General features: G+C 29.0%; 5 protein-coding genes. 2 read left to right on the forward strand and 3 right to left on the reverse strand.

Annotated elements, in window-relative coordinates:
• Nucleotides 1-129: 129 nt before the first annotated feature.
• Both Q0984_RS00640 and Q0984_RS00645 read left to right on the forward strand, forming a co-directional pair.
• On the forward strand, nt 130-6,417 hold the full coding sequence (locus Q0984_RS00640) for an Ig-like domain repeat protein (RefSeq protein ID WP_365906963.1): 6,288 nt from the start codon (nt 130-132) through the stop codon (nt 6,415-6,417).
• Between the two features lie 184 nt (nt 6,418-6,601).
• A complete protein-coding gene (locus tag Q0984_RS00645) occupies nt 6,602-12,466 on the forward strand; it encodes an S-layer family protein (protein WP_299522028.1) in 5,865 nt (1,954 codons plus the stop codon).
• 206 nt (nt 12,467-12,672) lie between these two features.
• On the opposite strand, the gene dnaJ is transcribed toward Q0984_RS00645, so the two are convergent.
• The 3 genes from dnaJ to Q0984_RS00660 form a co-directional block, all read right to left on the reverse strand.
• Nucleotides 12,673-13,824 carry a molecular chaperone DnaJ gene (gene dnaJ / locus Q0984_RS00650; RefSeq protein ID WP_299522031.1) on the reverse strand — a complete coding sequence of 384 codons (1,152 nt, stop codon included), beginning with the start codon at nt 13,822-13,824 and terminating at the stop codon, nt 12,673-12,675.
• A gap of 130 nt (nt 13,825-13,954) precedes the next feature.
• Complete coding sequence (gene dnaK / locus Q0984_RS00655) at nt 13,955-15,835, reverse strand: molecular chaperone DnaK (protein ID WP_299522033.1); 1,881 nt, start codon at nt 15,833-15,835, stop codon at nt 13,955-13,957.
• Nucleotides 15,836-15,880: 45 nt separating this feature from the next.
• Nucleotides 15,881-16,438: a nucleotide exchange factor GrpE gene (locus Q0984_RS00660; RefSeq protein ID WP_299522036.1), complete on the reverse strand. Its 558-nt coding sequence runs from the start codon at nt 16,436-16,438 to the stop codon at nt 15,881-15,883.
• Between the last annotated feature and the right edge of the window lie 156 nt (nt 16,439-16,594).

Raw genomic sequence — 16,594 nt, forward strand, 5'->3', positions numbered from 1 at the left:
TCATGTTCTTTAAAAACTTTTTTATAGTACTTCTTATTTAAATTAATAACATTATGGTTGATTTTTAACCAAATATAATTTAATTAAGAGGTGTTAATTATTTCATTTAAAAGAAATACATTCATAATTCTGCTAATTTTAATTGTAATATCTTCAATTACTTTTGTTAGTGCTAATGGTGATGTTAATGCAACATATAATTCTGTTGATGATGTTATAGTTGAAAATAGCTATTGTGAATATTCAGTGGGGGATGGGTTAAATGATGAGATTTATGTTAATCCTTCAACAAATATATCTGTAACTCCTGATGGTAGTCAAGATAAACCTTATTCTTCAATAACTGATGCAATTTATAATGCTGATGATAATTCTACTATTATTCTTATGGATGGTGTTTATAGTTCTCCTGAAGATGTTGATATTGGAATAACTAAAAATTTAGTGATTAAATCATTAACAGGGAATGTAACTATTGATGGTAAAGGTCAAAATTCCTTTTTTAACATTTTTGAAGGTAAAAATTTAAGTTTAGAAAATATTAATTTTATCAATGGTAAAACCACATCATATTCTAATTATTATGGTGTTATTTATAATAAAGGAATTCTAACTTTAAATAATGTTAATTTTAAAAAAATGAATAATTTTATGGGCGTTATTTATAATGAAGGAGATTTAAAAGTTTATAATTCTAAATTTTCTGATTGTTTAAGCTCTAATTATGCTGATATAATTATGAATTTTGGAAATTGTAGTGTTGTTAATAGTAAATTGATTGCAGATCCTTCAAACAAATATCCTGCAATTTATAATTTCCATAACTTGTTTGTAAACAACTCTCAAACTTTTGGAATTTATTCAAATCCTGATTTTGATGCAGATGTTTTTGAAAGCATTACTATGATAGTTATTAACTCACAAGTTGGGGCACTAAAATGTAGTAATGGTACTTTTATAGTTAATAATACAATTTCTAGTGATGGTTTTAGAGCAGAAAACTCTGTAGTTAATATGACTGGGGTATACTTTAGAACTAGTGGTTATTCAGGTATATCTTCTATATTTAACTCTAATGCAACTATCAAATCATCATACTTCGACAACAGTATTAATATGGGTAGTTCTAATCTTAATATAACTTATTCCGTTATATTGGGGGAAATTTATGGAAATGGTATTTATGCAGCTAATGTTTCAGCAAATTATAATTGGTGGGGTATAAATAAAGGACCATTTATTAGATATGTTAAATCAGATGCTAAATATTGGATTGTAATGACTTTTGAGTGTGATGAATCTCCAATTAGTGTAGGTACTGATGCTGAATTTAGGGTAACATTAAATAAATATACTGATGGAGAATCCATGGCAAAATTAGATAATCCGTCTTTACTTCCTCAAATGACTGTTAAATTTGAATCTCAAAATGGTAAGTTTATATATTCCAGTGGAACTTTAGTTAATGGTACATTTTCCAATTATTTAAAAAATAACAATGAAAGTTCTATAGTTTATGCAGTTATTAATTCTCAAAGATTAAGGCTTGTTATTGGTACTGGTTTAACTAATTATGATTGGTATGTTTCACCAGATGGACATAATGGTTTTGGTGATGGAAGTAAGGATAATCCTTATAAAACTTTAGAGTATACAATATCCAAGGCATTAAATGGTAATACTATTTATTTATTAAGTGGAATTTACACTAATAATTGGAATTCCAATTTAAATATTGTTAAAAATTTAACTATTGTTGGAATAGGCAATAATGTAACTTTAAGTAGAGAAAATGCTCGTAATATATTCATAATTCAGGAATGGGGTAGTTTAACACTTAAAAATTTAAATTTTACAGTTAACATGAAACAATATTCCGATGAATTAATTGTTGTTAAAGGTGGAAATTTAACTATTTTTGATTCTAATTTCTATGATATTAGATCTGAAGCTATTGTTTTGTCAGGTGAGGGTATTCAAAATAAAGGTAATATATATGTTGATAATATTACTTTTAAAAACATTGTAGGTCCATTAATTCAAGGTGGAGCTAATATTACAATTAATAATATTTTAGCTGAAAAATGTAGCAATATTTATACATATAGAGGTTATGAAGCATATAATGCATGTTTCCCAGTGTGGAATTCTATTACTATTTTAAATTCTACATTTAAAGATATTACTGTTGGAATTGTTAACTTAAATCCTACTTTTTATTCTTCATCTTCTATTTTAAATGGAGATTTGGTAGGTGCATTAACTAATAAAGGTTATGTATATGTTGATGGTTGTTATTTTATAGAAAATAATTTCAGGCCTGATGATTATTATTCCAGTTCTCGTGTAGGATTAAATGCTGGTAATGATGGATATGTAAATAATTGTTCTTTTATTAAAAACAAAGGCACATTATTTGTAGGAAATCGTGTAAATAATTCTGTATTTGAATCTAATGATATTTGTTTTGTAGATGCTAAATTAATTAATAATTCATATTTCTTCAACAATAAGAATAATGCAGTTTCATCTTCTTCTTCCACTTATTCAAGTAGGGGGGTTGCTTCTGCTGATGAAGTTTATTATTCTGTATTTGTTGGGAACAAAGCAGCATATGGTGGTGCTCTTTCAGATACTAAAATAATTCATTATTCTGTATTTTTGAATAATTCTGCAACTTATGAAGGTGATGATATCTTTGTATATAATGGTGAAGTAGATTATTCAAGTAACTGGTGGGGTTCTAATCAAAAACCTGATGAAAATAGAGTTTTTGTTCATATTGGTACCTTAACTCTTGATAATTGGGTTATAATGTCATTGGATGCTGTTACTAATACACATATTGTTGTTGCTTTAAACAAATTAATAGATAATGATGGCAATATAGTTAATTTTGATAAAATTCTTCCATCTAGAAATGTTTATTTATCTTCTGATTATGGTGTAATTTCTCCAACTAATGGTTCTCTTAAAAATAATAAATTTGATGCTTATGTTATTCAAAATGAAACATCTGCTGATTTCAATGTTTATGCAAAAATTGATAATCAAGTTCTGGATTTAACACTTAGAAATAATAACACTCAATTAATGATGGAAAATGTGACATTTTATGGAAACAATAACATTTATGAAATCACTTTAATCAATGTAAATGGTCATAGAATATTTAATCAGACTTTAGTGGTGGAAATAACAACTCCTTCTGGTAAAAAGGAATCTTTCAATGTTGTTACTGATGAAAAAGGTTGTGCTAAGTTTGAAGTAACATATCCAGTTGGAACATATACTGTTAATGTTTATTATGCAGGTAATGGTTATTTTGAAGGATGTAATAATTCTGCTAAAATTATTGTTGAACCATCTGTTACTTATTTAATTAGCTATAATTACACATTTTATGGTAAGAATGTTAATTTCTATGCAGTTTTAAGTAATGGTCAGGTAGGTATTGCTAATCAACTTATTAAGATTACTATAATTGATTCCAAAGGAACTTCAAGAGTAGCTATTCTTACAACTGACTCTACAGGCCGTGCAAATGCAGTGTTAAGTTTGGATGTTGGAAAATACACAATTAAATGTGAATACGCTGGAGATGGTTGGTATTTACCAAGTTCCTCTGTGTCTTATGTTGAAATCCGTCCAGTTAATTCAACAATCGATGTCCCTGATGTTATTTTTTATGGTATTGGAAATGAATATCAAATCATTTTAAGAGATGCTCACGGAACATTAATTCGTGGAGAATATATTAAGGTAGTTATAAGTAGGGGTAATTTGTCTGATACGTTCACTTTACAAACTGATGAAAATGGAGTAGCTAGTTTAACTATTAATTATCTTCCTGGAACTTACAAAGTCCATGCTACTTATGCTGGAGATAATGTTTATGGTCCGGCAAGTGGTGACGGAACTATTGTAGTCAATAAAGTTTTAACTGTTATTTCAGGTTTCCATTATATTAAAATCCCATTAAATGGTGTTTATACAGTTGTTTTAACTGATATGTTTGGTCATAGGGTTACTAATGCAACTGTGAGATTAAACTTGTATCAGGGTACTTTATTGAAAACTTATACTGGTGTAACAGATGGTAATGGAGAAGTAACTTTCCGTATTACTCAGGGTGAAGGAACTTATTTAGCTACATTTGATTTTGATGGTAATACCTGGTATATTGAATCTACTGGTGCTGCAACTATTGTTGTTGATAGTAAAACTGCATTAGGTGAAGTTTCAATTAATGCTACTGATTTTATTCAGTTTTATGGTGAAGATAAGTACTTTGTAATTTCATTTAATGATACAAATGCATACAGTTTATATGGTAAGGAAATTATAGTTACAATTTCTTCTGGTTCTTGGCAAAAAACTTACACTGTATACACGGATCTTTATGGTTTAGCCCGTTTGCAAATTACATTGGCTCCAGGTTTGTATAATATTACTTATCAATATACAAATCAGTATTATGGATTGTTTGCTAAGAATTCAAGTACTATTTCAGTTTACCGTATGCCAACTACTATACTTGCATCTGATGTTATTATGAATGTTGGTGAAGCTAAATATTATGAAATTAAAATACTTGATGCTAGAAATGCACCTGTTAAAAATATGCAAGTGATGATTGATATAAATGGAACAAAATATAATGCTACTACAAATAATGAGGGTATGGCTCGTTTACTATTGGATCTTGGTGTAGGTAAGTATTTAGTTACTTATTATATAGATAGTCCATACTATATTCCATCTTCTGGTTCATCTTATATTTTGGTAGTTGATTCAGATAAGACTTCAACAGATTTAAAAGGTGAAGATGTAAATGGATATGATAATGAATCTATGAATTTCACACTTATTTTAAGTGATATTTTAGATAATCCAATAAGCTATGCAACTGTTTTAGTTAATGTTTCCACTATTGATGGGGAATTTATTGGAACTTATAAAGGAGTCACTTTAAAAGATGGTCGTGTTGTATTTAGCTTTAATTTAGATTATGGAAAATATATTGTTTCAGCATATTATTCTGGAAGTAATTCTTATCTTGGAAGTTATACAGTTAATTATATAAGTATAGATTCTGTAAGTAACACTACAAAAACAATCTTAATTGCAGGAGATTCATCTTTAGGAGATAGTGAGGATTATTATGTTCTTTTAATTGACGAAAATGGAACTATTTTGCCTGGAAAAACCATTAAATTTGTAATAGGTAATGAAACATATGAAACACTTACAGATTATCTTGGTAAAGCATATCTGGATGTTATTTTATCTCCAGGATTCCATGAAATTAAAGCAATATTTGATGGTGATGATACATACAAAAAATCAACTGTAAAAACTACATTGGTTATTTCAGGTAATTCAACATATTTATTTGCTTTAAATTGTACTAAGAATTATCGTAATGGAACTCAATTCCATGTACAATTATTGGATTCTTATTCAAAACCATTAGCTAATCGTACAATTGCTATAACAATTAATGGTAGAACTTATAATCGTACTACTGATGAAAATGGTTGGGCAACTATGAATATTAATCTTCAGCCTGGAGAATATGAAGTGTTATGTGCATATTATGGTCCAACAGAATCTGATAATGCATTTTCAAAAGCTATGGTGAAAGTATTGCCAACAATTTTAGCAGATAATTTGATTAAGTATTATAGAAACGGATCTCAATTTTATGTTAAGATAATTGATGGTGCAGGTAAACCTATAGCTAATACTAATGTTTCAATGAATATTAATGGAGTATTTTATGTTCGTGAAACTAACAGTGAAGGAATAGCTAGATTAAATATTAATTTACTTCCTGGAAAATATATTTTAACAGCACACAATCCATATGATGGTTTATTAAGGGCATTTAATATTACAGTTTTATCAACTGTTGAAGCTAATGATTTAGTTAAATATTATCATAATGATTCTCAATTCTATGCTAAATTTTTAGATGATTCTGGTAAACCATTAGCAAATACTGATATTAAATTTAATATTAATGGTGTATTTTACACACGTCAAACTAATTGGGAAGGTGTAGCTAAATTAACTATTAATTTACGTCCTGGGGATTATATTTTAACTGCTATCCACCATAATGGTCTTCAAGTAGGTAGTAAGGTTACTGTATATCCAACATTGGAAGGTAGTGATTTAACTATGAACTATCATGATGGCAGTAAATTCAAAGCTCGTTTAGTTGATGGTACTGGTCGTGCATTAGCTAATGAAACTATAACATTTAATATTAATGGTGTTTTTTATCATAGAGTTACTGATGCTAATGGTATAGCTACTTTAAACATTAACTTGATTGTAGGTAAATATATTATAACGTCTATTTATGATGATTATGCTACATCCAACACGGTTCTAGTGAATAAATTATAATTTATTCTATAATTCAAATTAAAAGTAAATTTCATTTGTTTAAGGGAGTTTAACATTCTCTTATCTTTCTTTTTTATAAAATTTATTTGATAAATTTTAAATATATTTTTAAACATAAACTATTATGTTACATTTGATAATTTTTCAGATGTAATAAGTACATGTTAATTTGGTGAATTTTTCAATGAAATTAAATAAATTAATTTTAGTTAGTATTTTTTTACTAGCTACTTTGGCTTTAGGAGCTGTTAGTGCTTCTGAAGATTTGGAAGTAGGTGATATCTCTTCTAGTAATATTATTACAAATCCTGATTTCAGTGGTTTGTATACTACATTTTCAGATTCAGATATCATTACTGCCGAAGGAAATGTCGCAAATACTAATGAAATTTATGTGAATACTACTGGTGATGATTCAGGTGCTGGTAGTCAAAAAAGTCCTTATGCTACAATAAATAAAGGTATTTCAAGTGCAAATGCTTCTGACAATACAATTATTTATTTAAGTGAAGGAACATTCGCAGGAGATAATAATACTGAGTTAAATATTAATTTAGCTCATGGAAAATATGGTGGTTCTTTAACTATTATTGGTCAAGGAACTGATAAAACAAAAATTGATGGTGAAGGAGTAGGTTCATTTATTAAATCTGTCAGTGGAGATACTGCTTTAACTTTAATAAATATTTCTTTTATTAATGGTAAATCCAATTCAGGAAGCATGATTACTTGTGGTGGTAATTTAACTATTAATAATTGTTTATTTGAAAACAATTATGCTACTGGTTCTCAAGGAACTATTGTTGCTAAAGGAATGAGTCTTAAAGTAACAAATTCAATATTTAGAAATAACACTGCTTCAAACCAAGGACCGGATATATGTTTCAATAATAATAATGGGGATGTTGTTATAACTAATTCAACATTTTCTAACTCTGTTAATACAGGATATTCATGTGGAGCATCTGTTTATATTTCTTCTTCTAAAAATGCTAAAATAACTGGAAATACATTTAAAGATATTTCTGCTAATTATAATGATGCTGCACTTCAAATTGATAGTAGTAATGGTCAAATTGAATATAATACATTTATTAATTGTACTAATACCAATACTGATACTGGTTATTGGGCTCAATATGGTGTAATTTACATTAAGGGTGTTAATTTATTAAAAGGTAATAAATTTATAAATTCTTCTTCTAACATGGGATTAATTTATAATAATGGGGCTATGAATGCAATTGTCACATTTGCAAATACATCAACTACTAAAACTACTTTTACTTTAAATGCTACTGTAACTGATGATATGGGAAATATCATATCTTCTCCTTATGAAGTGGAATTTAATATGGGTGGTAAAAAAGTAGGTGAAAGTACTGTAAATAAAGGTATTGCATCAATAACTGTCTCTAAGTTATTTGACAATGGTAAATACATTATTGATGGTGCATATTCTGGTAATTTAAATACTTATCATAAAGGAACTCTTGATATTGATATTGATAGAACTTTAGTAGAATTTTGGGTTTCTACAAAAGGTAATGATACTACTGGTGATGGAAGTAAATTAAACCCATTTAATACTATTGATCATGCAATAACTGCAGCTTTAGACAAATCTATAAATATTGCAATTCATATTATGGATGGTACATATAATGGTACAGGTAATGTTAACTTAAAATATGAAAGAATAGCTATTTTAAGTTTAATTGGTGAAACTCATGGTAACACTATAATTGATGGTCAAAATAAAAATTATTTCTTCTCTTTCAATAAAGAAATGATTGTAACTATGACTAATTTAACATTTGCTAATGGTCTTGCAGGAAATATTGGTTGGAATAGAGGAGTTATTTATGGTGCTTTAATGACTATGAATGATTGTATTATCATGAATTGTAGTTCTGTTAGTAATATAGTTTATGATGTAGATACTCAAAACTCAAATTTAGTCTTTAATAATTTAACTTATATTAACAACAATGGTAATATGTGGTTAGGTTATGCAACAATAAATAATTCTTATTTTGCAAATAATGTAGGTAATAGTCTTGGTGGAGTTATAAGGGGAACTAACTCTCTAACTGTTACTAATTCTAAGTTCATAAATAATACTAATCCTAAAAACAGTAATGCTGAAGGTGGAGCTATTTATGCTAAAGATATTATAAGTATAAATAATATCTATGATTCAAATCATGCTGGAACTAAAGGTGGAGCTGTTTATATATCTGGTAGTGAAAAAGCAACATTTATAAATGATACTTTTATAAACAACCGTGCTGCTGGTGAAGGTGGTGCAGTATATAGTTATGGAAGTAGTAACAGTTTTATCCCTCTTGTAATCTTTGAAAATGTTAAATTTATAAACAATACTGGAGCTAAAGGTGGAGCAGCTGCTGTTTCTGGCGCTACATTTAATAAAGTTACTTTTAAAGATAATCATGCTGATATTGGTGGAGCTATTTACTTAGTTCCTGTAACAAATGGTAAAAACAATAATATTCAAGATTTAACTATTTCTGATGATTCTTCATTTGAAAATAATAATGCTCCTGAAGGTAAAGATATATATATCTCAACACCTGTTGCTAATGAAGGTATTGCAAATGTAACTGGACTTACAATTACTTTCAATGATTTACATGTCACTGCTTTAGCAGATAAATTATCTGCATCAGTAACTCATGCTAGTGGAGCAGTTATTAGTGGAAATACAGTTACATTCTTTATTGGTGGTAAATATGCAGGAATTAGTGATGTAATTAATGGTGTAGCTACTTATAATTATGTTGGATTTGAAGATGGTAAATACAGTTTAAGCGGAACTTATAATGCAAATGGTAAAAATTACATATATAAAAATGGAACTATTACTGTTGCTATTAGTGGAATATTAGATAGTATAACTGTTTATGTATCTGATGCTAAAGGTAATGATAGTACTGCAGATGGATCTTTAGCTAAACCGTTTAAATCAATTAGAGCAGCATTAGAATATGCTCAATCTAAATCTAGAACTGTTATTGTTAATGTGTTGGAAGGTAACTATTCTGGTAATCTTAATGTTAACTTGGATATTCAAGTAAATATTGATATTTCAATTATTGGTGCTGGTGAAAACAAAACTATAATATCTGATGCTACTGCTAAATACTTTATTAAAGCATTACAAGGTAAAAGTTCTCTTAAAATAGCTAATATGACTATTGATAGAGTTGGAGATTATTTAAACTCTATGTTATATATTGAAGAAAATGTTCATGTACTTATTGATACAGTTGAATTTATTAATGGAAAAGGTAATTTAGGTGGAGCAATTTACTCTGATGGTATTTTAACTATTAAAAACTCATATTTCTTCAATAATGGTTATGCAAATGCAGATAAACGTCAAAATGCAATTGCTGGTGGAGCTATATATAATGGTGGTACTTTAAGAATTGATAATACTACTTTTGAAGCAAACCATGCAACCAGAGCTTCAACTATTGCAAACCAAGGTAATTTATACATGAATAATTCTCAAATTATTGATAGTATCTCTGCTCCTGGTTTAAATATGGATTTAAGAGTTATAGCTTCTTATAATTTAGGTCAAGTTGGAAATATCACTCTTGAAAATACTAAAATTTTATTAACTGGTAGGACACCAGTGGATATTGTTGGTTCTGATAATCTTTATCAAGGAGATAGATCTGTTACCTGTTTAGGTATTGGAAGTTCTGAAAAAGTTATATTTATTAATGTAACTGTTGATGGAAACGGATCAACTACTTCTGGATCTTATGTCTTTGGTGGATTCAACAGTTGGGTTGAAACTGGTGGTAGATCCCAGACTCCTAAAGATATTCATGTATATAATTCTACATTTGCTAATTTAAAATCTGTAAATGTATATTATCTTAAAATAAACTCTACAAGGATATTTGATGGATGTATTTTTGATAATGTTGATTATTTAGTAGATGTAATTACTGCAGGTGCTGGAGATTCTTTAACTATTAAAAATTCTGTTATTCTCGGTGAAACTAAAGTTGGTAAAGTTGCTAATGTTAATTTAAATATTAGTTTAGATAATAACTGGTGGGGAAATAATAATGGAACTTATTATGAAGCAGTTATTAGATATGTGAATGGAATGAACCCATCTATAAATGAAGTAAGTAAAGTTAATGCTACTCCAAATACCTGGTTGGTTTTAACTTTAGATGTTACTAATAAAACAGGTTTAATTCAAGAGGTTATTTTAGCATTTAAAGTATTTAATGGAACTAATTTAACTGATTATACTGGTAGCTTACCTGCACGTAATTTTAATATGTCTATGGTTAACGGTACTTTGAGTATGGTTAATGGTACAATTACAAATATTATTATTTCTGGTTTTGAAGCTAATGAGGGTGATTATACTATTATAGCTACTGTTGATGGTCAAAGTGTAACTTTAAGTGGTAGTGCTTATTTAGGAAAAGCTATTATTGAAGTTAATGATGTTGTTATGGATTATAATGAGATTATAATTGTTAATGCGACATTGAGGGATGATTTAGGTAATTCTTTAGTTAATGTTAATGTGACTTTGAGAGTAAATGGTAAGGTTTATCATGTTGTCACTGATGAGAATGGTGTTGCTAGTTTCGTGATTGAGCAATTAGCTCCTGGAAATTACACTTTAGACTATTCCATAAGTGGGGATAAAGTAATATCTGAAACTACTAATTCATCATCTTTAATAATTAACAAAGCTAAGAATAATATGAAAGTTAATATATCTGCTGGTGTTGCAGGTGAAGATGTAATAATCAACGTTGCAGGCTCTAATGATGCAACAGGAAACATAACAATAAGTGTTAATAATAAGAATTATAATGTTGCTTTAGTTAATGGATCGGCTAGTTTAACTTTAAAAGATTTAACTGACGGATTTTACAATGTCAATATTGTTTATTCTGGTGATAAAAACTATGAAAAACAAGTAATCAACACTAATTTAACAGTAGAAATTAATAAAAACGTAAATATTGATGTAAATAATATTGTAATGTTTTACCACGATGGTACTAGATTAGTTGCTGTTTTAACTGATTATAAAGGTAATCCAATAGCTAATGCTACTATTTACTTTGTAATTAATGGTGTAACATATGCTAGAATTACTGATGTTAATGGTAGTGCTTCTATGGCTTTAAACTTAAAAGCAGGAATTTATAATGCTTCTGTTTTATTCAATGGCACTGATAAATATGGTAAAGTAGCTAAAAACACTACTGTAATTATTAGATCTACTATTGAATCAGTAGATATTATTAAAATGTATCAGAATGGAACTCAGTTCTTTGCTAAATTCTTCGACAAAAATGGAAACTTGTTATCTAACACTAATGTTACATTTAATATCAATGGTGTATTTTATACTCGTGAAACCAATAAAGATGGTGTTGCAAGATTAGCAATTAACTTAAGACCTGGAAAATACATTTTAACTGCAATTAACCCAGTTAACAGTGAAGAACAAGGTTTCAATATTACTGTTAGAAGTTTAATTGAAGCTGGTGATTTAACTAAGTACTTCCAGAATGCTTCTAAATTCGAAGCAACTATTTACAACAAAGATGGTAGTCTTGCAGTTAACAAAGAAGTTACATTTAACATTAATGGTGTGTTCTATAAACGTACTACTAATGATAAAGGTGTAGTTAGCTTAGCTATTAACTTAAGACCAGGAAACTATACTATTACTACTATGTATGATGGATTAGAGATGGGTAATAATGTTAATGTTTTACCAACTCTTGAAACCAAGGATCTCTCTATGAAGTTCCGTGATGGCAGTAAATTCACTGCAAAAACAGTTGATGGTCAAGGTAAGCCTTTAGCTAATCAAAATGTAACATTCAACGTAAATGGTGTATTCTACCATAAAGTATCTGATGCTAATGGTATTGCAAGTTTAAACATTAATTTAATTGCAGGTGAATACGTCATTACTTCAATCTGGAATGACTTCCAAGTTGGAAATAAAATTACTATTATTTAAGGGAATTTAAATATTCTCTTAACTTTTTTTATTTTTACATGTAGATTACTTAACTCATATATCTTATTTTTTAGAGTAAGTATGATTTTAATTAAAAGTTTAATCTAAATTTTTAAAAAAGAAGAATAAATTACTATTTACTTTGGGATATTTTTAATAATTTTCATGAGAAAAAAGAGAGGGAATAATTAGTTAAAATTATTTAACTAACTATTGATGACTTCTTTGACTTTGTCAAAAAGTCCTTTTTCAACATGGTGGATTTCATTTCCACTTACTTCGTCGAATTCTTTTAATAATTTTTTCTGTTTATTGTTTAATTTTTTAGGAACAACAACTTTTACAGTTACATAAAGATTTCCCCTACCTTTATGTCTTACTGAAGTCATTCCTTGATCTTTAAGTTTGAATACCGTTCCGCTTTGAGTTCCTGGAGTTACTTTAAACTCAACCTTTTTACCTTCAATAGTTGGTATCTGGATTACATCTCCTAATGCTGCTTGTGGGAAACTAATTTGCTGTTCGTAGTAAAGGTGGTCTCCTTCACGTTGGAACTCTTTGTTTCTTTTAATGTGGACACTAGCTATAAGATCTCCTTCATATCCTGGTTGGTCTCCACAGTTACCTTCACCAGATACTCTTAAACGGTCTCCTTCATCAACACCTGCAGGAATTTCAATTTTTATGGTTTTACTTTCTCTTATGTTACCTTTTCCATGACATTCTTCACATGGGTCAGTAATTATTTTACCGGTACCACCACATTCTCTACATGGTCTTACATTCATCATTTGACCAAGTATTGTGTTGCTTACTTGTTTTATTTGTCCTGTTCCGTTACATGTTGGACAAGTTTTTGGTTCAACACCTGGTTTTGATTTACTTCCGTTACATGTTGGACAGATTTTGCTTCTGCGTATTTTTACTTCTTTTTCTGCACCACTGTAAGCTTCTTCTAAAGTTATTTTAACTTCAGTATATATGTCTGATCCTCTTTGAGGGCCACTTGGACCTCCACGTCCACGTTGACCGCCACCTCCAAATCCAAACATGTCAAATATATTGCCTATGTCAAAACCTTGGAAGATATCTTCGAAGTTTACATTTTGGTAGAAGTCTTCTGCACTAAATCCATCCATACCAGCATGACCAAATTGATCATATCTTTGACGTTTTTCATCATCAGATAAGACGGCATAAGCTTCACTTACTTCTTTAAATTTTTCTTCAGCTCCTTCTTCCTCACTTACGTCTGGATGGTATTTCATAGCTAGTTTACGATAAGCTTTTTTAATGTCCTTTTCTGAAGCATTTTTATCTACTCCTAGAACATCATAATAATCTCGCTTTTCTGCCATTTAGTCACCTTTTTAAGTATTTAAAAAAATAAAAAATAGAATAAATAATTTGTTTTATATTTCATTGTTAGTTTATTTTGATTCTGATTTTGTAACCTACTTAGAAATAATAAAACATATATTATTTAATCTAATCATCTTTTACTTCGTAATCTGCGTCAATTGTTCCGTCGTCATCATCTTTTGAATTATCTTGAGCACCTGCATTTGGATTAGCTTGTTGTTGTGCTTGTGCTTGTTGTTGTGCTTCTTGGTAGATTTTTGCACTAATTCCTTGAACTACTTCGGATAATTCATCAGATTTTTCTTTAATAGCTGCAATATCGTCACCAGCTACAAGTTCTCTTAATTCTTCAACAAGACCATTAACTTTTTCTTTTTCATCATCTGATACTTTGTCTTTTAATTCATCTAAAGCTTTTTCAGATGTGTAAATTAAAGAATCTGCATTGTTTCTTACTTCAATTTCTTCTTGTTTTTGTTTATCTGCTTCAGCATTCATTTCTGCTTCTTTGATTTTTTGTTCGATTTCTTCATCAGATAATTTAGTTGAGGAAGTAATTGTAATTGCTTGTTCTTTACCAGTACCTTTATCTTTTGCAGATACATTAATTATACCATTTGCATCAATATCAAAGGTAACTTCAATTTGAGGAACTCCTCTTGGTGCAGGTGGGATTCCTACAAGTTGGAATCTTCCAAGTGAAGTGTTGTCTGCAGCCATTTTTCTTTCTCCTTGGAGAACATTAATATCTACAGATGGTTGGTTATCAGCAGCTGTAGAAAAGATTTGACTTTTTTTAGTAGGAATTGTTGTGTTTCTTTCGATTAATGTGGTTGATACTCCACCTAAGGTTTCAATACCTAAAGATAATGGAGTTACATCTAAAAGAACTAAGTCTTTAATTTCCCCAGCTAAAACTCCTCCTTGGATAGCTGCTCCCATGGATACACATTCCATTGGGTCAATACCACGTTCAATAGTTTTACCAATGAATTTTTCTACATACTTTTGTACAATTGGCATTCTGGTAGGTCCACCAACAAGGATGATTTTATCAATATCTGATTTGCTCATTTTAGCATCATCTAATGCTTGTTGCATTGGTTTACCAGATTTTTTAACAATACTATCTACTAATTCTTCTAATTTAGCTCTTGTAAGAGATATGATTAAGTTTTTAGGAGATCCATCTTTACCCATTGTAATAAATGGTAAGTTTACTTCAGTGGTTAAAGTGGTTGATAATTCGATTTTTGCTTTTTCAGCTGCTTCTCTTAATCTTTGTACAGCTTGATCATCTTCCATAAGGTTAATGCCATTTTCTTTTTCGAATTCATCAGATAAATATTTTAAAAGAACATTATCCATATCGGTACCACCTAATTGGGTGTCTCCACTAGTGGATTTTACTTCAAATATTCCTCCACCGAATTCCATGATGGTTACATCTAAGGTACCTCCACCTAAATCGTATACCATAATGTTTACATCATCCTCTTCTTGTTTATCAATACCATATGCTAAACTAGCTGCAGTAGGTTCATTTACAAGTCTTACTACATCTAAACCTGCAATAGTTCCTGCATCTTTTGTTGCAGTCCTTTGGTTGTCGTCAAAGTAAGCAGGTACAGTAATAACTGCTTTTTCTACAGGTTCTCCTAAGAATGATTCTGCATCTTTTTTAATTTTTTGTAAGATAAATGCAGAGATTTCTTGTGGGGAATATTTTTTACCGTGAATAGTAACTTTATAATCAGTACCCATACTTCTTTTAATTGCACTGATGGTATTTTCAGGGTTAGTTACTGCTTGTCTTCTAGCTGGTTCTCCTACTAACATTTGTCCATCTTCAGTGAATGCAACATAACTTGGGAATGCTTTACCATATTGACTTGCACCTTCTGCAGATGGTACAACAGTTGGTTTACCTCCAACAAGTACAGATGCTGCAGAGTTACTTGTTCCTAAATCAATACCTATAATTTTTTCTTTTTTAGTATCAGACATAATTAATCACCTTTATTTTGATTGTATAATATAATTTAATAAACATTATTTTTTACAAACTCTAACTTTAGAGTATTTGATAACTTTACCTTTTAAGGTATATCCTTTCATCAATTCATCAATAATATATCCATTTTCTACATTTTCATCTTTTGCAACCATTAGTGCTTCATGTTTAAATGGATCAAATTTCTCTCCTTTAGCAGGAATTTCTTCTAAACCTTCTTTAGTTAAAATATCTTTTATTTTAGAGTATATTAATTCAACACCATCTCTTAATTCTTTTTCAGTTTTAGAATTTTCAAGTGCTCTTTCTAAATCTTCATAACTATCTAAAATATTTTTAATGAGATTTTCATTGGCAAATTTGATGATATCTTTATTTTGTTTTTCATTAATTTTTTTGAAGTTTTCGAAATCAGCTTGAAGTCTTTGAGATAATGAAATATACTCTTGAGTTTCTTCGCTTTGTTTTTCAAGGTCTTCATTTAATTTAGCTAATTCTTCATTTTTTGAATCTAATTCTTCAAGAAGTTCATCATATTTTTCTTGAAGAGTTTTAGTTTCTTCGTTTTTCTTACTTTCTTTGTTATCATTAGCCATTCATTCACCTTTTCGAATTTTTAAAAACTCTATAATAACCCTTGTATAGAGAATTCTTATTTTTTGCACTTAATATTCGGATATTTTGGAATTTATGGACATATAGGAAAATGGTTCAAAAAACAAGGATTATTATTAAGAGTTTTTTGCACCAAA

It is taken from the genome of uncultured Methanobrevibacter sp. (assembly GCF_934746965.1).
Taxonomy (GTDB): domain Archaea; phylum Methanobacteriota; class Methanobacteria; order Methanobacteriales; family Methanobacteriaceae; genus Methanocatella.

Coding starts and splice junctions, on each gene's coding strand:
- Q0984_RS00645 (WP_299522028.1), top strand. CDS start 6,602: ATGAAATTAAATAAATTAATTTTAGTTAGTATTTTTTTACTAGCTACT.
- dnaJ (WP_299522031.1), bottom strand. CDS start 13,824: ATGGCAGAAAAGCGAGATTATTATGATGTTCTAGGAGTAGATAAAAAT.
- dnaK (WP_299522033.1), bottom strand. CDS start 15,835: ATGTCTGATACTAAAAAAGAAAAAATTATAGGTATTGATTTAGGAACA.
- Q0984_RS00660 (WP_299522036.1), bottom strand. CDS start 16,438: ATGGCTAATGATAACAAAGAAAGTAAGAAAAACGAAGAAACTAAAACT.